The sequence below is a fragment of the Hymenobacter psoromatis genome (assembly GCF_020012125.1).
Lineage (GTDB): Bacteria > Bacteroidota > Bacteroidia > Cytophagales > Hymenobacteraceae > Hymenobacter > Hymenobacter psoromatis.
Genome location: NZ_JAIFAG010000001.1, coordinates 4,536,806 through 4,554,096, shown reverse-complemented (window position 1 = coordinate 4,554,096; position 17,291 = coordinate 4,536,806). Strand labels below are relative to the sequence as shown.

Here is a 17,291-nt window from a genome sequence, read left to right as displayed (position 1 = left end):
TGACGTTCTTTTTATTCCGTCAACTGCTTGCTTATTGCTGCTTAGCCAGCCAGAGCGAGGCGTTGAGGTGCAGCGGGGCGTGGCTGGAAATCTCGGTCCAGCCGGGATACACGGTGTTGCCGGGGCTGCCGGTGCCATCATCGGCCGGCGACGAGTCGGTGATGACGAAAACGCGGCCGGTGCCGAAGGTGCTGCTGGCGCACATGATGTTGCTGAGGCCCTGCGCCGAGCTACCCTGCCACACGAGCGGCTGCGCCTGCGAGCCGCTGGTTTTGGTGATAGTCGCGCCGTTCGAGAACTTGAGCTGCGTCACGTTGCCCTGCGAGCCGTGCAGAATAGAATTGCTACTGCTGGCCAGTACGTTGCTGGTCGTTTCGGAGATGTTGGTGAGCGCGATGCTGTAGCCAAAAGGGTTAGCCTGCACCGAGTTGTTGCTCATCAGGTCGTTCCAGATGGCCGGCGAGTCGTAGCCATCGTTGTCGCGGTCCGATACGGTGTGGTCGGAAATCATGAACAGGCCACCGCCATTTTTGACGAACGTGACGATGGCCGTTTTCTCGCTGGCTGTGAAGAGGTTATTCGGCTCATCTACCACAAAAACGCTGTAGTTGCTCAGGTCCTGCGGGTTAGAGGCGTTGCCGTAGGTGATGGCCGTGCCGACGGGCAGGTTCTCTACCGAGTTGCCGAGCTTCACCAGCGCCACGCCCCACGAGGAGAGGGCGGCCGTCCAGTACGTTTCCGGGGTACTGGCCGTGATGCCCGCCGCGGCGGGGGTAGGGAAGCGCGGCACCGTGCCGCCATCCACGTCGAGCACCCAGTCGGCGTTACCGGCCGTTTCGGCGTGGCTGGCGTCAAACAGGAATTTCTTGCCGCCGGTGGTCGTGCCGCCCCCGCCGCCCGCGCCGGTGCCGCCGTAGGTCTGCACCGTCAGGTTATCGAAGTTGAGGCGGTTGGAGCCACCGTCGGTCTTGCGCACTTGCAGGCGCACGGTGCCCGGCAGGTTCACTGCGAAGCTGGCCGTGCTGAGCGCCGTGCCGCTGTTGGTGATGGTGCTGCCCACTTTACCAAACGAGCTACCGCCGTTGGTGGAAGCCCACAGCTCCCAGGTGCCGGCCGCGTCGGAGCCGTAGCGGGCGTGGTCGAGCGTCACGGTGCCGGCCCCGCTGGCGAGGTCGAAGTTCATGGTGAGCGTACCGCTGTTGCGCACGCGGGCCGACTGGCTGCCCGTTTTCACGTCGGCCGCAGCGTTGCCCAGCAGCGCGTCGCTGAAGGTCCACGCGCCGGAGCCCAGTGCCACGGTGCCGCTGGCGTAAGAGGTTTTGCTACCCGTGTCGAAGGTTTCGGGAAAGCCGGCGGCCGAGGCATCCTGGCGAACGTTGGCCGCCGCCGGTAGGGTAGGCGCGGCTTCCTGGCGGGCGCAGGCGGCCAGCAGGGCCGCGCTTAATAGGGGCACGGCCAAAAAACGAACTAAATGCTTCATTAAGAAGGAAATAAAAGGGAGCTGTTTTGCTCACCAGCAAAGCTAGACTCGTTTCACTCCCGCAAAGCATGAAGAGAAAATGAGTAACAAACTGATAGCCTGGCTAGCCCCGCCTGTTCTTACCTGCCGCCCAGGCGGCGCGGCCAGCCCAGCAGCCGCGAGGAAAGCAGCGGCACCCCAAACGTGGCGATGGTGAGCACCGTGAGCCCGACTTCGGCCACTTCGCTGGTAAGGAAGCGGCTAACCGGGTGGGTAGGCGCAAAATGCGCTGGCAAGGAAAGCAGCAGCTTGAGACCCAGCACGCCGATAATCACAAAGGCCGAGGTTTCCAGAAACGGATACTGGCCCATTGGTCCCACGAACGCCTGCGCCACCAGCCGCATGGCCAGGATGCCGATGAACACGCCCGTTGTTATCAGCAGCAGGTTGCTACTGAAGGCCACCACCGCGAATACGTTATCGATGGAAAAAGCTACGTCCATCAACTCAATCATGGCTACGGTGGCCCAGAACGGGCCCAGCAGGCCCAGCGTGCGGCGGTAGAGCCAGCTTTTTTCTTTGAGAGGCGCGTCCTCGTGGCTAGCCGGCGCGGCAAAGAAGTAGTTGAGAGCCAGATATAGCAGGTACAGGCCGCCCAGCGGCTTTAGGTACCAGAACTCGACCAGATAGGCTGCAAAAACCAGGCACAGCCCCCGAAACAGATAGGCCCCGAAGATGCCGTAGCGCAGGGCCTGTTTGCGGCGCTCGCGGGGCAGGTCGCTCACCATCGTGGCGAGTACGGCCGCATTATCTACCGAAAGCAGGCTTTCGATGATGATAAGGTTGCCGACTACCGCCAGCGAGGGCAGCGGATGGTCCAGAATATCTTGCAATTCTGCGAACATGGGGGTAGAAGCAGAGAGATGTGCATAATCTATTATTTCTTCGCCTTGCTTACAATGACAGATTATTTCTTTCGCCGTATAATCCCCAAAATTGCGTCAAAAATCCTGGCATTTTCTCATGATAGTCAACCCAACCCCTATTGGCTGGCAGGTTATTTACCAGCAGGCGCACGCGCTGCTGGCTATGCAGTTGGCCTGGGCCTGGCCGCCTTTCCTACCCCCCGACCGCTGGGTGGGCCTGCTGGCAGCCATTGCGCAGCACGACGACGAGCAGGCGGCCTGGCATGGGCGCGGCGGCCACCACGGCCTCACGCCCGCCGGTGCCCCGGCCAACTTCACGCAGCTACCCTTTTCCCTGGAGCAGGCTACCGGCGTGCTGCACGCGGCGCGCTTCCAGGGGCGCTGGCGCAGCCTGCTTACTAGCCTGCATCTGAGCACATTATACGAGCCGCTGCGCGGCAGGCAGCTAGGTATAGAAGTGTTTTTGGATGAGCTGCGGGCGGGCCAGGCGCGCTGGACCAAAGAATTACACCTCACCAAAACCCAGGCCCGCCAGGCCTATGACCTGCTGCACTGGGCCGACCGCCTCTCACTCATCCTCTGCCGGCAGGAACTACCCGAGATGGGCCGCGAGGTCGAAATCAGCGCCCTACCCCCCAGCCACCAGCCGCACGCCAGCTACGTGAGCCAGCCCGCCGGGCCGGGCACGCCGGCCGTGGTGCGACCTTGGCCTTTTGCGGTTAAAGAACTGGAAGTGAGCGTTGAGGCTCAGGAGCTGCACCAATTGTGCTTCCGAGATGATGCCGAGTTGGCGGTGGCGTTGCGCCAGGCTCCCATTGCTCCGTTGCGCTGGGCGCTGCGGGCGGGGTAGCGCAGCGCGCGGCAACTTGAACGCCGCGCCAGGTTATTTTTTAGGTAGTTTTCAGGCAAAAACCCGTGGCGACCGTATTCTTAGAGAGCGGCCAACTGGCGCGCCTCCTTGCGCCAGCACCCGGCCCTGGTGCGCGTCGCTTTTTTCGCCTCCTATTATGACGCAATATAAATTCTCGGATATCGTCGCCATCTTTAAAGCCTCCGCCAGCGAGTTCACCACGAACAACTCGTTTCGGCACGCGGCGGCCTTGTCGTACTACACCATTTTTTCCCTACCCCCCCTGCTACTCATCGTCGTCACGCTGGCCAGTTCCGTGTACGGGGGCGATGCCCTGACCGGGCAGATTTATGGGCAGCTGCGCGGACTGGTGGGGGCCGACTCGGCTAAGTTCTTGCAAGACAGCATTGCGCAGTTCACGCTGTCCAACAAATCGGGCCTGGCCACGGCCATCGGGCTGGGTACGCTGGTGTTCACGGCTACCACGTTTTTCGTCACCTTGCAGGAAAGTATCAACGACATCTGGAACCTGAAAGTTAAGACCGATGGCATTGGCATCTGGGACTACGTGCGGCAGCGGCTGCTTTCGTTCGGACTCATCCTAAGTGTGGCGCTACTACTACTTATCTCCTTTATAATCACCGCTTTGGTAAGTTTTTTTACGGGCTATCTGGCGCGTATCCTGCCCGAAGTCGGGCTCATTGCTATCAAGCTGGTTGACTTTGTTTTATCGCTGCTGGTTACTACGCTACTTTTCGGGCTGATATACCGTTTTTTGCCCGATGCCATTATTCGCTGGCGCGATGTGGGCATTGGGGCTTTCATTACGGCGGCGCTCTTTATTTTAGGTAAGTTCTTGATTTCCTTTTATATAGCTAAGGCAAATCCGGGGTCGGCCTTTGGGGCGGCGGGCTCGGCCATTGTGCTGCTGGTCTGGATTAACTATTCCTCGCTCATTATCTTTTTCGGGGCCGAGTTCACCCAGGAATTCGCCGATGCCTTCGGGCAGCGCATCCAGCCCAAAGCCCACGCCGTGCGCGTCGAAACGATTGAGGTGCCGCCCGGCGAGTCGGAAAGCGAGAAGGCTAGCGGCCGGCCGCCGAGCACCGGCAGCTGGCGGGGGTAGGGAAAATTTTAGTTGGCTAAAGTCAGCTGAAAAGAAAGAAAAATACATCGCCTTTTTATTTTAATCAATTCTTCATCAATAGATTATCAAGTGCCTGCGCGGCTATTGGACCCATAATAAGAGGCTAGCTAAAGTCTGATAGCCAATCAAATAGGGTTGCAACTACCGGGTAGGAACCCTGCATCTTTACGGCGGTAGCAAGCCACTTTCCTTGCGGCCCCTACGAATGCGTTTCTCTTTCGCACTGCTGGGTTTGTTGAGTCTGCTGGCCGGGCCTGCCTTTGCCCAGCGGCCAGTGTTGCCCGGCGCGCCGCAGCCCGCCCAGCCGCTTGGGCCGCCTACCCCCGCCAGCCAGCCGGTTCCTCCCGTGCGCTCGACCGCGCTGCCATCGGCCGAGGTTATCGGCCATCCCGAAGTCATCGGGCAGGTGTACAGCGTGGAAACCGTCGGGGGCACGCAGTTTAGTGGCACGCTGCAAGCCAGCACCGACCTGACGCTGACCTTTGAAACCCGGGAGTTGGGCCTGGTGACGGTGCAGCGGACCAACCTGCGGCAGCTGATGTCGCAGACGCCCGAACAGGCGCGACGCGGCTTCGACTACGTGGGCAACGGCACGCGCATGTTCCTGGCTCCCACGGCCCGCGGCCTGCACGAAGGCGAAGGCTACGTGCAGGCGATTGACGTGTTTTTGCTGGGAGTTAATTACGGCCTGACCGATAATATCTCTTTGGGCCTGCTCGTGCCCGTGATACCGTTTGTGGGCGTGCCGGCCCTGGCCTTGACGCCCAAGCTGAGCGTGCCGGTGAGCGATAAGCTGCACGTGGGAGCGGGAGTGCTGTTTGGCTTCGCCACGGGCATTGCCGGGGGTAGCGGCAGCGCCGGCGTAGGCTACGGCATGGCCACCTACGGCTCAGCCGATACCAACGTGACCCTTGGCTTGGGCTACGGCTTTGGCAGCGAGGGCGTTGGCAGCTCGCCGGTGGCAGTTATCGGGGCTAATGTCCGGTTATCACGCCTGTTTTCGCTGGTCAACGAAACGTACATCGCAAATTTCAATACCAATGGGGATTTTGCCGGCCTGGCCGGTTTCCGCTACGCCTCGCCCCGCTTCAGCGGCAGCCTGGGGGCGCTCTACTTCACCTCGCGCAACAACAGCGGCATCTATCCGGCTTATCTGGATGTAGCGTATCGGTTTGGTAAAATCAAGCTGCGGTAGGCTGGGCTGACCGCGGGGCTTCGCGGGGACGGAGGGGGTAGGGCTCAGGCCGCCGCGGCCTTTTCCTTGCCCGCCAGTTGCCCGCAGGCGGCGTCAATGTCTTTGCCCCGCGAGCGGCGGATGTTGGTTTGCACGCCGCGGTCGGCCAGGTACTTGTGGAAGGCCGTGATTTTATCGGCCTCCGCGTTCTGGTAGCTGGCGTTTTCGATGGGATTATACTCGATAAGATTGATTTTGCAGGGCAGCCACTTGCTGATGACGTGCAGCTCGGCGGCATCTTGCAGCGTGTCGTTAAAGCCGTCGAACACAATGTATTCGTAGGTGACTTTGCGGCCCGTTTTCTCGTGGTAGTATTGCAAGGCTTCCTTGAGCGCGGCGAGCGAATTGGCCTCGTTGATGGGCATAATCTCGTTGCGCTTCGTGTCGTTGGGCGCGTGCAGGCTCAGGGCGAGGTTGGCTTTCACGTCGTCATCGGCCAGCTTTTTTATCATCTTGGCGATGCCGGCGGTGCTGATGGTGATGCGGCGCGGGGCCATGTTCAGGCCATCGGGTGCGGTGATGCGGCGCACGCTTTCCACCACGTTGGCGTAATTGAGCAGCGGCTCGCCCATGCCCATGTACACAATGTTGGTGAGCGGCGTGCCATACTGGGCCTCGCACTGCTCGCGGATGCGCACCACCTGGTCGTAAATCTCGGCCGCGTCGAGGTTGCGCTTACGGTCCATGTAGCCGGTGGCGCAAAACTTACACGTGAGCGAGCAGCCCACCTGGCTCGAAATGCAGGCCGTCATGCGCGTATCGTGCGGGATGAGCACGCCTTCCACCACGTTGCCATCGTGCAGCCGAAAGGCCGACTTGATGGTGCCATCGGCGCTGAGCTGCTGGTTTTGCACCGCCACGCCGTTTATCACGAAGTGGGCGGCCAGCAGCTCGCGGGTAGCCAGCGAGATGTTATTCATTTCCTCAAACGAGCCGGCCGTATTTTTCCACAGCCATTCGCTCACCTGCTTGGCACGAAACGGCTTTTCGCCGTGCTCCACCATAAACGCCTTGAGGTCGTCGGGCGAGGTTTTGCGAATGTCGCGTTTGGCGGACGGCGTGGGGGCTAGGGGTAATTCGAACAGCATAGCACAAAAATACAACTGCCCAAGCGGTTAGGTTCCGGGTGGTAACGGCGACTTAGTTGCCCGAACCGACTCCCAGGTGCGGACGGGCGACTTTTTGCAGCCGAAACGTTATCGGTATAGTATAACCAATGGCCGATGGCTTGCCCGCTATAATGCCTGGCTCAAAGTGCGGTAATTGCCGCACAGCTTCTACTACAGCCGAGTCACAGTCGGCCCGCAGAGATTCTGTAATACGCACTGCCCCAATGCCTCCATCTGCCTTAACAACAAACCAAACTTTCGTGCGGCCTTCCAGTTGCTCACGAATTGCTGCGGGTGGGTATATCACACGCTGTTGAATAGCTGTAACTACGGCATGCTCGCCGCCGCCACCAGGCAGTTCTGGGAGTTTCTCCACGTATACATATTGGGTCTCAGCCTTAGCTGGTACAGCAACAGTTTGTGCTGCCACTGGTCGAACAACGAAAAAAGCAATACTGCCCAACAGGACTAATCGAAGGGGTTTTTGTAAAAATAAACTCATACGAGCAAGAAAATGAATGCTTTATAAAGGCACACCATCTCAGTAGAAAGTAAACTAGTATAGAATGCTGTTAATCATGGAGCCGCATAAGATTCCGGCAAACACGGCCCGGCTCAGCTGCCACGCATCTTCCGCCGCCCACCTTCGCCGCATAGACTTAGGGGTGATTTGCACGAGCAAGGCTGAGCCGATACCCTTCTAACCTGAACCAGATAATGCTAGGCAAAGGGAGAAGTACTGGCCCGCCTGCGGCTACCTGGGTGAACTAGGCGCGGCCAGCCTCATCTAGGCTTAGCCGACCTTGGCGGCCAGCTCGGGGGGTAGGGGGCGCAGCTTGCGCGTGTTGTAGTCGAAGCACAGCATGCCGGTTTTGGCACGGGCCACTTCCCTACCCGCTTGGTTTTCAACCAAGTACACTATATCAAAGCCGTACTTATTCAAGTCGTTGACGGCCAGCCGGATAGTGAGCACGTCGCCGTAAAACGCCTCCGCTTTGTACTCAATGGCCACATCAACCATAATAAAACCCAGCTTGGTAGCGGAGTCAAACTCGACTGCGCCGAGGTGGGCCAGAAACTGCACCCGCGCCTCGTGCAGCAAACTCAGCAGGGCATCGTTGCCGAGGTGCGCGCCGTAGTTGAGGTCGGTGATGCGGACGGGCAGCGTGACGGCAAAGCCGAAGCTGGCGGGCAAACTTACTTTTACGCGGGGCATCTTTTCAATGAACAGTTAGTAATGAACAGTGAGCAATTGGAAGGCGGGCCAAAAGTAGAGGTGCGAACCACCGCCGACGGCTCGCCCACGCTCTACGTGCCGGCGCTGGATGAGTGCTACCACTCGCGGCACGGCGCGCGGCAGGAGTCGCGGCACGTGTTTATTGAGGCGGGACTAAAGCCGCTGCTGGCGGCGGGCGGGGGTAGGGAGCGGCCATTACAAGTACTAGAAGTAGGCCTGGGCACCGGCCTCAACGCGCTACTAACGCTGGAAGCGGCTGAAGCTATGGGAGCACTTATTTCTTACGATGGTTACGAAACCTATCCTCTGCCCCCCGAGGCTGTGGCAGCGCTAGCTTCGCAATGGGCCAATTACCCCTTCCTTCGTGTATTTAAGCAGATACATGCGGCTCCCTGGAGTGTTGTAATGGAAATTGACGAAACCCTCTTTCTAACCAAGATTCAGCAGCCAGTACAGCAGGCTGACTTAGGTGCTGACTTTTACGACCTCATCTACTTCGACGCCTTTGCCCCCGAGAAGCAGCCCGAGCTGTGGACCGAAGCCGTATTTGCGAAGCTGTACGCGGCGGCCGCGCCGGGCGCGGTGCTGGTGAGCTACTGCGCGCAGGGGCAGTTTCGGCGCAACCTGCGGGCCGCCGGCTGGCGCACCGAGAAGCTGCCCGGTCCGCCCGGCAAGCGCGAGATGACGCGGGCCACCAAGTAAGAAAAACGGGCGTAGGCTTTAGCTTGCCATTAAAATGAAGCCCGAGCCGACATCCGGCCAGCTAAAGCTTACCGCACATTCCCTACCCGGCCAGCCGAAGCTCACTCTACGCTATGTCCCGAAAATTTCTCGAAACCGATAGTCCCGCCTGGGTCGCCGAGGGCCTCATCACGGAGGCGCAGCGGGAGCGCCTGCTGGCCCGCTACCCCTCCGAGACCGTGCGGGCCGTGGGCCTGCTGCCGCTGCTGGGCAGCATTTTGGTGGGGCTGAGCGCGCTGAGCGTGGTGGCGGCCAACTGGCAAAACCTACCCCCGGTAGTGCGGCTGGGGCTGCTGCTGGGTAGCCTGCTGGCAGCCTATGCGGGCGGCGACTATTTTTTGCGGCGCGGCAACCGGCGCGTGGGATATGGGCTGCTGGGGCTGGGCCTGGTGCTGTTTGGGGCCGGCATTATTCTTACCAGCCAGCTTTACCAGCTGGTGGGCTACGACGTGAGCGGCCTGCTGGCCTGGGTAGTAGCGGGCGTGCTGCTGAGTTATTTATACGATAGCCAGACGCTCGTTTTACTACCCATCCTCATCGGCGCGGCGGTCCAAACGTACTGCACGCAGGCGCTGGGCACGTTTAGCTACGCCACCATCGGGCTGGTGGCGCTGGGCAGCGGCTGGCGCTGGTGGCGGCAACCAGATACGCTGGTGGGCAGTCTGTTAGCCGTTGGGCTGCTGTGGCAGGCGGCGCTGTGGGTGGCGCTCACGCACGCCAAAATCACCTGGTTTTTCGTGCCGGCCATGCTCGTGTATGCGGCCGGCGATTGGCACCCCAACCGCGCCGCCGGCCGGGCGCTGCAAGGGCCGCCGCTGGTGGCGGCTTATTTATTTGCCCTCGGCCTGGCCTTGTTTGGCGAAACCGACCAGTATGCCGGGCTGCTGCGGCCGCCGGTACTGGCCTACTTGGGCGCGCTGGCGGCGGTGCTGGCGCTGTCGGTGGCCGGCAAGCGGGCGCGGGGCCGGCTGGCCACGCTGCCCGACTGGCTGCTGCTGCTACCAGGCTTTTACTTGCCGGGCGGGCTGCCGCTGGCCGTGGCTACGCTGGTGGTGCTGTACGCCCACGCCGGCTCGGTGCTGGCCCGCGCCCACCGCGCCACCGACGCCGAGCAGCTCACGCTGGGCACCGTGCTGTTCGTGGTGGCCACGATGGTGGCGTATTTCAAACTCACCTGGGCTTTCCTGGATAAGTCACTGTTCTTCTTAATTGGCGGAGTTTTATTGCTGAGCTTAAGCTGGTATTTACGTCGCCGTAATGCGCAACGCCTGGCGGCCGGCGCGGCGGCGGTTATCGCTGCGCCCAACCACGAACCCGAAACCAGCCACTAGGAACCGATGCCGATTCGCCCTACCCCCTCTCATCGCCTGTTGCTGCGGCTGCTCGTGGCGGCGCAGGTGCTCTACGTGCTGGGCGTGGCCGGCGCGGGCTACGCCACCACGGCCTACGGCCGGCACATCTGGCTGGCGACCGCGCCCGTTGATTTGCACGCCCTGCAGTACGAAAGCTTCGTGTGCCTGCGCTATCTCGCCGCCGAAGCGCCCCTCGCGGCCTGGCGCGGCCCTACCCCCCCGCAGCGTCGCCAAGCCGTGTATGTGCTGCTGACCACCACGCTCGGCCCCGACAGCCTGGCCACCGTGGCCGGTGTCTATACCCAAGAGCAAAAGCCCGGCCCCGGCCAGGCCATACTACGCGGCTGGATTACGGAGGTATACAACCGCAGCTTAGGCCTGCGCTACAACCTGGAGCGCTACTACGTGCCCGGCGACAGCCCCCTGCGCCTCGGTAAAACCAGCCCCGCCGTGCGCGTGCAAGTCAGCATCGCGCCGTGGGGCCAGGCGCGGATTGAGCAGGTGAAGCTGTTGCCGGCTACTATCGCTCGGTAGGCGGCAGTAGTTGGCGGTCGGCTAACGAGAGGTCAGTGAGAGCGTATTTTGACTGACCGGTGATATTCATCTCGTCCAGAATATCCACCATGTCAGCGTATTTGGCACCGAGGCCGGATTTGATGAGCACAAATACTGGCCCTAGTTGCCTTTGCTGCTGCGATACTCGCTGAGTCAGCAAGGTTTGGCGAATACCATGTGGGCCAAAGTTAGTACTGTGCAAAACGGGCACTGGCACCGAGGGGTCTTTGGGTGCATTTAGGCCCAGATAATAGTAAACCCGATGCCCCTTACCCAAGATAATAGTCATCGCCCCTGACTCTTTTATGGGTGTAAGAATAGGGCTTTTCACGGGCATAACTAACTCCATCACGCGGGGCTTGGCGAAGGTGGTAGTGAGCATGAAAAACGTAAGCAGCAAAAACGCCAGGTCTACCATCGGGGTCATGTCAAGGTGAAACTTGTGCGGGCGGGCGCGCGGCTTTTTGCTGTCTTTGGGGGCGGGTTGGTCGATGGTAGCCATTGGGGCAGAAGAGGGGGGTAGGAAAAAGCTGCCCGCGCCCCGCCCTCCGGCCGGGCGCTACCGAAGGCAGCCGCTACCCACCTGATGCCGGCCCGCTAAAATTTCCACACGCCGCCCGGCCCCACGCAGGCGTGCAGCGGCACGTCGGTGGGCAGCACGTCGGCCAGGGCCAGCCCCGGCGCATCAGCCAACATATTCAAGCCAATAAACTGCGTTTCGGGCCGGCACTGCGCCAGCAGCCGGTCGTAGAAGCCGCCGCCGTAGCCCACACGCTGGCCCCGCTCGTCCACGGCCAGCAGCGGCACCAGCACTGCGTCGAAGCGCGCCGGGGCTACCTCGGCGGCCGGGTCGGCGGCCGGCTCCGGGATACCCCAGCAGTTGGTGAGCAGTGGCGTAGCGGAAGTCAACTCGTAGTTTTTCAACGAAATACCGTCGGGCTGCACCATAGGCGCGGCTAGGCGCACCAGCAGTTTTTCAGTCCAGATGCGGTGGATTATCCACCACGTATCGGGCTCGTGCTTCGCGGCGAGGGGTAGGAAGACGTGCAGCCAGCGCCACGTCGCCACCGGAAAATGGGTAAAAAGCTGCGCGCTGAGCTGCTCACTGCGGCGGGCCACCTCGGCGGGGCTTAGGGCCAGGCGGCGGGGTAGGGCGGCGCGGCGCAGGGCGGCTTTGGTGGGTGGGGGTAGCATGGCTCAGGTGGTAGCCATTTCAAATACCCGCATGCGCAAGGAAATACTGCCAACGAAGAGCAGTATGGCAACTCCCGGCAGTAGCATACACACTACGGCCCGGCCCATCGAAAATCCTTGCACCAACCGAATACCAGCCAAGAGGATACTGATTGCCCACATCACCAAAATTAATTCAAAGGCGGTAAGCAAATAGGTCAACGTTTCGGTGGATAAGGGTAAGTCGATAACTTCTCGGCGAAATGAATTGGTGCTGTGTATATCAACTACCAAAAACATCGGCACCAGCGAAACTATCGTCGGCACCAAGGCCCAGGCAACAACCGTTCTGCACATGTTGAATGTTGCCCGTCCGCCCAGCCACTGGCCGCCTAGGCTTAAGCCCCAGGCGTAAGCATAGTAGGTAAACCAGCCAAATAATCCTCCCACCAATACCGCCAGCAACAGCGCGTTGCTTATAGATGAAGCAGCACGGGGGTGCTCATAATCAATGCGACCCACGGCCCTGGCGACACCTCCCAGCATCAGCAACTGGGTAACGTGTGCATTAGGAGAGTTGGTCAGGATGAAGCGGAGCGTAGCTCTGGGATGCAACCACAGCTTGATGAATAGATTACGACTGGTAATCCTGGTGTTTTCAGGCCCCAAGTTGATAAAGTTTTCAGGCATAATTACAGATAGAGTGCCGTTGGATTAAGCCAAATTATAATCGGAAGTGCTTTTGTCAGCTATTGATGCCGCGCAGCAAGTTATCGGGCAACGATGAGGCACTAAATTTTGCCCCTCTACTGCATTACCATTTCCTTTTGCTGAATTTCTCAACCATTACCACTAATTTTTCCTGTGTCCTCCCCCCGCCCCCGGCTTTACCTTTGCCCCGCCTATGATTCTTCGCGCCGAGCACCTGCTCAAACAGTATAAGTCCCGCATCGTGGTCAACGATATGTCACTGAGCGTGGCGCAGGGCGAAATCGTGGGGCTGCTGGGGCCCAACGGGGCCGGCAAAACTACCTGCTTCTACATGATGGTGGGCATGGTGAAGCCCAACGGCGGCCGCATTTTTCTGGATGACGAGGAGGTAACGCGCCTGCCCATCTACCAGCGGGCGCGGCGCGGCATGGGCTACCTGGCGCAGGAAGCCAGCGTGTTTCGGGACCTGAGCGTGGAGGAAAATATCCTCTCGGTGCTCGAAATGACCAGCATGTCTAAGCCGGCACAAAAAGCTAAAGTGGAGGAACTGCTGGAAGAATTCAGCCTGGGCCACGTGCGCAAAAACCTGGGTAAGGTGCTAAGCGGCGGCGAGCGGCGACGCACCGAAATTGCCCGTGCTCTGGCCGTAGACCCCAAGTTCGTGCTGCTCGACGAGCCTTTCGCAGGCGTGGACCCCATCGCCACCGAGGAAATCCAGGGCATCGTGGCCCGCCTCAAACACCGCAACATCGGCATCCTCATCACCGACCACGACGTGAACTCGACCCTGAGCATCGTGGACCGGGCCTACCTCCTCTTCGAGGGTAAGCTTCTCAAAGCCGGCACCGCTGAAGAGCTGGCCGCCGACGAAACCGTGCGCCGCGTGTACCTGGGCCGCAACTTTGAGTTCAAGCGCAAAGTATTTGAGTAGATAGTTAGTTTAGCCTCATTGTCATTACGAGCGCAGCGCGGCAATCGCATCCGAACGACACTCGCACCAGTCGTTCGCCCATCGTGCGGGTATCATTCGGGTGCGATTGCCGCGCTGCGCTCGTAATGACAAACGTCCTTTGCCTGACTCTTAACCCTTACCCAATCCGCAGTGCTCGACCAGCTCATCGCCCGCGCCGTTCAGCTTGGTAGCCTGCCGCGGCTGGCGCGGGTGCGGCACGAGCCGGAGGCAGCGCAGGCGGCCGTGCTGCGCTACCTGCTGGGCCGGGCGCGCAGCACGGCCTGGGGCCGGCGCTACGGCTACGAACCGGGCCTAAGCGCCAGCGAGTTTGCGGCGCGAGTGCCAGTGAGCACTTACGAGCAGCTATACCCCGAGCTGGAAAAAGTGCTGCGCGGCCAGCCCGACGTGCTGTGGCCCGGCCCGGCCCCGCGCTGGCAGGCGCGCAGCAGCGGCACCACCAATGCCCGCAGCAAATACCTGCCCCTCACGCCCGAGGCGCTACACCATAACCACTACCGCGCCGGCCGCGATATGCTGGCCCTGGCCACCCACCTCTACCCTGCCCAGCGCCTGCTGCAAGGCAAAACCCTGAGCCTGGGCGGCAGCCTCAACCCCAGCCCCTTCGACGGCGGCGCGCTCACCGGCGACGTGTCGGCCCTGGTGATGCACAGCCTGCCCGGCTGGGCGCAGACGCTGCGCACCCCGCCCCTACCCCTGGCTCTATTAGAAGAGTGGGAGGAAAAAATCGAACGCATTGCCCGCCACGTGCTGCGTCAGGATGTGCGCGTGCTGGCCGGCGTGCCCACCTGGATGCTCGTGCTACTGCGCCGCGTACTGGCTCTGACCGGGGCCGATGACCTGCGCCAAGTGTGGCCCCGGCTGGGCTTGTTCCTGCACGGCGCGGTGGCTTTCGGGCCCTACCAGCCGCTGTTTGAGGAGCTGATGCCGGGCGGACAGCTACGCTTTCTGGAAATCTACAATGCCTCGGAGGGCTACTTTGCTTTGCAGGATGAGCCCGGTAGTCCCGATTTGCTGCTACTGCTCGACCACGGCATTTATTACGAGTTTTTGCCGGCCGCGCAGTTCGACCAACCTGACCCGCGTCCGGTGCCGCTCGAAGCCGTAACCATCGGGCCGAGCTACGCGCTGGTTATCAGTAGCAACGCCGGACTGTGGCGCTACCTCGTGGGCGATACCGTACGCTTCACCTCGCTGCGGCCCTACCGGGTGCGCATCACGGGCCGTACTAAGCACTTTCTCAATGCCTTCGGCGAAGAAGTGGTGGTGGAAAACGCGGAGGCGGCCATCGCGGCGGCGGCCCTGGCCACGGGCTGCGCGGTGTGCGACTTCACGGCCGCGCCCGTGTATTTCGCGGCGGCTACCGGCACTTCACGCGGCGGCCACGAGTGGGCCGTGGAGTTGGCCGGGCCCCTACCCCCCCCCGCCGCCGCCGCCTTCGCCCAGCACCTCGACCAAGAGCTGCGCCGCCTCAATTCGGACTACGATGCCAAGCGCCACCGCGACCTGGCCCTGGCCCTGCCCCGCGTGCACTTTGTGCCACCCGGCACTTTCGAAACCTGGCTGCGCGGCCGTGGCCGCCTGGGTGGCCAGCGCAAAGTGCCCCGCCTGGCCAACTCGCGCCAGGTGCTGGAAGAAGTACTGGCTTTAAGCCAACAAGGCATTGATTTACAGCGCTAAAGCCACAAAAGTAAGGGTGCGACCTGGCACAAAAAAACCCGCCGAAGGGCGGGCTTTCGTGGGCAATACCGGAATCGAACCGGTGACCTCTACCATGTCAAGGTAGCGCTCTAACCAGCTGAGCTAATTCCCCGAGGCTAGCAGCGCGACTCGCGCGCCGGCCGCAAAAGTACGCCCGCCGGTCAATTAGCGCGCATCCGGCTTCCAACTTTTGGCGGGGGGTAGGCGTTCTTTGCGGCGATGCTTCTTCTCTCTACCCTTCCGGCGGGGCCGGCCTGGCTGGTGGCCTACCAGCACCACGAGCTGGCGCTGGGCCGGGGCCTGGGCATCCTGGGCGTCTGGGCGCTACTCAATTTGGTAGCGAGCGGCTACCAGCTGCCGCGCACCGACCGCCGCGAGTGGCTCTACCATTTTCACTTCATGAACTGCCTGTGGGCATTCATCAACGCCATATTAGCGGCAGTAGGCATTCTGCGCACGCATCCTGGCGCGCCTTTAGCCGGCTTTACGGCCGCAACTGCCCTGGCCGACGTGCATTCTACCAGCCAGATTTTTCTAATAAACGCGGGCCTCGATGTGGGCTATCTGCTGGTGGGACTGTGGCTGCTCACCCACGCCGCCCGCCCCGGTGCCAATCGCCCCGAACGCCTTTACGGCTACGGCCGCTCGGTGCAGCTGCAAGGCGGGTTCCTGCTGCTATTTGATGCGGTAATGTGGTGGTTTTTATAGGGTTTTTCTATAACATCATCATTGCGAGCAAAGCGAAGCAATGACATCCAGACGATTTCGTTCGGGTGTGATTGCTTCGCTCTGCTCGCAATGACAATAGTTTTACTTAAGAACCTGCCAGCAGCTTTTCTTCGATTTTCTGATTAAAAGCGTCCAGGTCCTCGGGCTTGCGGCTGGTGATAAGGTTGCCGTCCACGACCACCTCAGCGTCTTGCCAGTGCGCGCCGGCGTTGCGCAGGTCGGTTTGAAGGCTGGGCCAGCTGGTCAGGTGCTTGCCGCGCACGGCATCGGCCTCAATCAGCGTCCAGGGGCCGTGGCAGACGGCAGCCACCAGCTTGCCGGCATTCACGAAATCACGCACAAAATTTACGGCTTTGGGCTCGGTGCGTAACACATCGGGGTTCATTTGGCCGCCGGGCAGCACCAAGGCATCGTAGTCGCTGGCTTTGGCATCGTCCAGGGTCTTGTCCACGTCTACCTTATCGCCCCAGTCCTTCTGGTCCCAGCCTTTGATAGAACCCGACTTGAGCGACACGACATCGACCGTCGCGCCTTCTTGTTTGAGAAATTTTTGGGGCTTAAGGAGTTCGGATTGCTCGAAGCCATCGGTGGCCAAGATGGCAATGCGCTTACCTTTAAGCTTATCGCTGCTGAAAATTGACATGAGATTTGTGGAAAAGGAATGCGGCAGCGAAAGTGCCGCCCGTAGTATTCTGCTGTACGCCTAGCAGTGGCTAGTGGTTGTCGTTCATCATTGCCAGCAACGCGAAGCAATCGCACCCGCCCGGCACACGCCCTAGTTGTTCGCCTATTGCTCGGATGCGATTGCTTCGCTTTGCTGGCAACGACAACCGTCCTCAACCACCAACCAAGCACCAAAACCCTACTCCCGCCGGGCCCTTTTCAGCTCCTGGCGCACGGTTTTCACGCGCTGGTCGAAGCCATCGGGCTCGTAGTCTATGCCGGGCACGTCCAGTTCGTCGAGCAGGTCCATGAGGGCGTCGGCGTGGTCGGTGCGGGTGCCGGCGGGCAGTTGCACGAACGCCATTTCGGACCACAGCAGCGCCAGCAGGCGCTGGCCGTCGGCGGCGCGCATCTGCATTTCCAATACCAGGTTGGAGTTGTCGAAATGAATGAGCTGGGTGCGGATGCGTACCAGCGCGCCCTGCCGCGCCGGCTTGAGGTAGCTGAGCTGGTGCTTGGTGATGACCCAGGCCGCGTGCTGCTCGCGGGCCAGCTCGCCCATGTTGAGGGCGTAGTGCTCGGCCACCTGGTCCTCGCGGGCGTTGAGAAAGTAGTCGAGGTAGCGGGCATTATTGAGATGACCCAGCATATCACAGTCTTGAAAATGAATGCGATGCTGGGTTTCGGGCGTGCGCAGAAGAGAAGCCATGGGGCAAAGGTAGAGGCGTAGAATA

19 protein-coding genes and 1 tRNA gene are annotated in these 17,291 nt (G+C 60.8%); 9 read left to right on the top strand and 11 right to left on the bottom strand.

Going from position 1 to position 17,291, the window contains the following annotated elements; genetic code table 11:
- Positions 1-31 precede the first annotated feature (31 nt).
- Both LC531_RS19750 and LC531_RS19745 read right to left on the bottom strand, forming a co-directional pair.
- Positions 32-1,480: a hydrolase gene (locus LC531_RS19750; RefSeq protein ID WP_223653351.1), complete on the bottom strand. Its 1,449-nt coding sequence runs from the start codon at positions 1,478-1,480 to the stop codon at positions 32-34.
- A 119-nt stretch (positions 1,481-1,599) separates the two neighbouring features.
- On the bottom strand, positions 1,600-2,364 hold the full coding sequence (locus LC531_RS19745; RefSeq protein ID WP_223653350.1) for a TerC family protein: 765 nt from the start codon (positions 2,362-2,364) through the stop codon (positions 1,600-1,602).
- A gap of 118 nt (positions 2,365-2,482) precedes the next feature.
- Here LC531_RS19745 and LC531_RS19740 point away from each other — a divergent pair, with 118 nt between their 5' ends.
- The 3 genes from LC531_RS19740 (at position 2,483) to LC531_RS19730 (ending at position 5,577) form a co-directional block, all read left to right on the top strand.
- Positions 2,483-3,235, top strand: a complete 753-nt coding sequence (locus tag LC531_RS19740; RefSeq protein WP_223653349.1) for a DUF3891 family protein — start codon at positions 2,483-2,485, stop codon at positions 3,233-3,235.
- A 157-nt stretch (positions 3,236-3,392) separates the two neighbouring features.
- Positions 3,393-4,361 (top strand): YihY/virulence factor BrkB family protein, encoded by a 969-nt coding sequence (locus LC531_RS19735; RefSeq protein ID WP_223653348.1) that lies wholly within the window; start codon positions 3,393-3,395, stop codon positions 4,359-4,361.
- A gap of 226 nt (positions 4,362-4,587) precedes the next feature.
- The gene (locus tag LC531_RS19730) at positions 4,588-5,577 is read left to right on the top strand and encodes a hypothetical protein (RefSeq protein ID WP_223653347.1); all 990 of its coding nucleotides are present in this window, start codon (positions 4,588-4,590) and stop codon (positions 5,575-5,577) included.
- A gap of 44 nt (positions 5,578-5,621) precedes the next feature.
- On the opposite strand, the gene rlmN is transcribed toward LC531_RS19730, so the two are convergent.
- From rlmN to LC531_RS19715, 3 genes are all read right to left on the bottom strand, one after another.
- Entirely contained in the window at positions 5,622-6,704 is a 1,083-nt protein-coding gene (gene rlmN / locus LC531_RS19725) for a dual-specificity RNA methyltransferase RlmN (protein WP_223653346.1), read from the bottom strand.
- 52 nt (positions 6,705-6,756) lie between these two features.
- On the bottom strand, positions 6,757-7,227 hold the full coding sequence (locus LC531_RS19720) for an energy transducer TonB (RefSeq protein ID WP_223653345.1): 471 nt from the start codon (positions 7,225-7,227) through the stop codon (positions 6,757-6,759).
- Positions 7,228-7,518: 291 nt separating this feature from the next.
- Positions 7,519-7,941 carry a thioesterase family protein gene (locus tag LC531_RS19715; RefSeq protein WP_223653344.1) on the bottom strand — a complete coding sequence of 141 codons (423 nt, stop codon included), beginning with the start codon at positions 7,939-7,941 and terminating at the stop codon, positions 7,519-7,521.
- A gap of 21 nt (positions 7,942-7,962) precedes the next feature.
- Here LC531_RS19715 and mnmC2 point away from each other — a divergent pair, with 21 nt between their 5' ends.
- The 3 genes from mnmC2 (at position 7,963) to LC531_RS19700 (ending at position 10,589) form a co-directional block, all read left to right on the top strand.
- Positions 7,963-8,664: a tRNA (5-methylaminomethyl-2-thiouridine)(34)-methyltransferase MnmC2 gene (gene mnmC2, locus LC531_RS19710; RefSeq protein ID WP_223653342.1), complete on the top strand. Its 702-nt coding sequence runs from the start codon at positions 7,963-7,965 to the stop codon at positions 8,662-8,664.
- Between the two features lie 113 nt (positions 8,665-8,777).
- Positions 8,778-10,034: a DUF2157 domain-containing protein gene (locus LC531_RS19705; RefSeq protein WP_223653333.1), complete on the top strand. Its 1,257-nt coding sequence runs from the start codon at positions 8,778-8,780 to the stop codon at positions 10,032-10,034.
- A 6-nt stretch (positions 10,035-10,040) separates the two neighbouring features.
- Entirely contained in the window at positions 10,041-10,589 is a 549-nt protein-coding gene (locus LC531_RS19700) for a GDYXXLXY domain-containing protein (protein WP_223653330.1), read from the top strand.
- On the opposite strand, the gene LC531_RS19695 is transcribed toward LC531_RS19700, so the two are convergent.
- From LC531_RS19695 to LC531_RS19685, 3 genes are all read right to left on the bottom strand, one after another.
- Positions 10,576-11,112, bottom strand: coding sequence for an ExbD/TolR family protein (locus LC531_RS19695; RefSeq protein ID WP_223653328.1), 537 nt, complete (start codon positions 11,110-11,112; stop codon positions 10,576-10,578). The two genes, LC531_RS19700 and LC531_RS19695, sit on opposite strands and share 14 nt — an antisense overlap.
- 95 nt (positions 11,113-11,207) lie before the next feature.
- On the bottom strand, positions 11,208-11,804 hold the full coding sequence (locus LC531_RS19690; protein WP_223653326.1) for a 5-formyltetrahydrofolate cyclo-ligase: 597 nt from the start codon (positions 11,802-11,804) through the stop codon (positions 11,208-11,210).
- A gap of 3 nt (positions 11,805-11,807) precedes the next feature.
- Complete coding sequence (locus LC531_RS19685; protein ID WP_223653324.1) at positions 11,808-12,473, bottom strand: Yip1 family protein; 666 nt, start codon at positions 12,471-12,473, stop codon at positions 11,808-11,810.
- A gap of 214 nt (positions 12,474-12,687) precedes the next feature.
- On the opposite strand from LC531_RS19685, the gene lptB reads away from it, so the two are divergent.
- Entirely contained in the window at positions 12,688-13,425 is a 738-nt protein-coding gene (gene lptB / locus LC531_RS19680; protein WP_223653322.1) for an LPS export ABC transporter ATP-binding protein, read from the top strand.
- 171 nt (positions 13,426-13,596) lie between these two features.
- Positions 13,597-15,144 (top strand): GH3 auxin-responsive promoter family protein, encoded by a 1,548-nt coding sequence (locus tag LC531_RS19675; protein WP_223653320.1) that lies wholly within the window; start codon positions 13,597-13,599, stop codon positions 15,142-15,144.
- A gap of 59 nt (positions 15,145-15,203) precedes the next feature.
- Here the strand turns inward: LC531_RS19675 and LC531_RS19670 are convergent.
- Positions 15,204-15,277 (bottom strand) — tRNA-Val (locus LC531_RS19670).
- Positions 15,278-15,384: 107 nt separating this feature from the next.
- On the opposite strand from LC531_RS19670, the gene LC531_RS19665 reads away from it, so the two are divergent.
- Positions 15,385-15,873, top strand: coding sequence for a DUF6992 family protein (locus tag LC531_RS19665; protein ID WP_223653318.1), 489 nt, complete (start codon positions 15,385-15,387; stop codon positions 15,871-15,873).
- 106 nt (positions 15,874-15,979) lie between these two features.
- Here the strand turns inward: LC531_RS19665 and LC531_RS19660 are convergent, their stop codons facing one another.
- On the bottom strand, positions 15,980-16,537 hold the full coding sequence (locus LC531_RS19660) for a type 1 glutamine amidotransferase domain-containing protein (RefSeq protein ID WP_223653316.1): 558 nt from the start codon (positions 16,535-16,537) through the stop codon (positions 15,980-15,982).
- Positions 16,538-16,756: 219 nt separating this feature from the next.
- Positions 16,757-17,266, bottom strand: a complete 510-nt coding sequence (locus LC531_RS19655; RefSeq protein WP_223653314.1) for an acyl-CoA thioesterase — start codon at positions 17,264-17,266, stop codon at positions 16,757-16,759.
- Positions 17,267-17,291 lie beyond the last annotated feature (25 nt).

Bases quoted from the DNA above. Each gene is read 5' to 3' on its own strand.
- LC531_RS19700 (WP_223653330.1), top strand. From the start codon at position 10,041: ATGCCGATTCGCCCTACCCCCTCTCATCGCCTGTTGCTGCGGCTGCTC.
- LC531_RS19715 (WP_223653344.1), bottom strand. From the start codon at position 7,941: ATGCCCCGCGTAAAAGTAAGTTTGCCCGCCAGCTTCGGCTTTGCCGTC.
- LC531_RS19745 (WP_223653350.1), bottom strand. From the start codon at position 2,364: ATGTTCGCAGAATTGCAAGATATTCTGGACCATCCGCTGCCCTCGCTG.
- mnmC2 (WP_223653342.1), top strand. From the start codon at position 7,963: ATGAACAGTGAGCAATTGGAAGGCGGGCCAAAAGTAGAGGTGCGAACC.
- LC531_RS19735 (WP_223653348.1), top strand. From the start codon at position 3,393: ATGACGCAATATAAATTCTCGGATATCGTCGCCATCTTTAAAGCCTCC.
- LC531_RS19695 (WP_223653328.1), bottom strand. From the start codon at position 11,112: ATGGCTACCATCGACCAACCCGCCCCCAAAGACAGCAAAAAGCCGCGC.
- LC531_RS19690 (WP_223653326.1), bottom strand. From the start codon at position 11,804: ATGCTACCCCCACCCACCAAAGCCGCCCTGCGCCGCGCCGCCCTACCC.
- LC531_RS19660 (WP_223653316.1), bottom strand. From the start codon at position 16,537: ATGTCAATTTTCAGCAGCGATAAGCTTAAAGGTAAGCGCATTGCCATC.
- LC531_RS19750 (WP_223653351.1), bottom strand. From the start codon at position 1,480: ATGAAGCATTTAGTTCGTTTTTTGGCCGTGCCCCTATTAAGCGCGGCC.
- rlmN (WP_223653346.1), bottom strand. From the start codon at position 6,704: ATGCTGTTCGAATTACCCCTAGCCCCCACGCCGTCCGCCAAACGCGAC.
- LC531_RS19705 (WP_223653333.1), top strand. From the start codon at position 8,778: ATGTCCCGAAAATTTCTCGAAACCGATAGTCCCGCCTGGGTCGCCGAG.
- LC531_RS19720 (WP_223653345.1), bottom strand. From the start codon at position 7,227: ATGAGTTTATTTTTACAAAAACCCCTTCGATTAGTCCTGTTGGGCAGT.
- lptB (WP_223653322.1), top strand. From the start codon at position 12,688: ATGATTCTTCGCGCCGAGCACCTGCTCAAACAGTATAAGTCCCGCATC.
- LC531_RS19665 (WP_223653318.1), top strand. From the start codon at position 15,385: ATGCTTCTTCTCTCTACCCTTCCGGCGGGGCCGGCCTGGCTGGTGGCC.
- LC531_RS19655 (WP_223653314.1), bottom strand. From the start codon at position 17,266: ATGGCTTCTCTTCTGCGCACGCCCGAAACCCAGCATCGCATTCATTTT.
- LC531_RS19685 (WP_223653324.1), bottom strand. From the start codon at position 12,473: ATGCCTGAAAACTTTATCAACTTGGGGCCTGAAAACACCAGGATTACC.
- LC531_RS19740 (WP_223653349.1), top strand. From the start codon at position 2,483: ATGATAGTCAACCCAACCCCTATTGGCTGGCAGGTTATTTACCAGCAG.
- LC531_RS19730 (WP_223653347.1), top strand. From the start codon at position 4,588: ATGCGTTTCTCTTTCGCACTGCTGGGTTTGTTGAGTCTGCTGGCCGGG.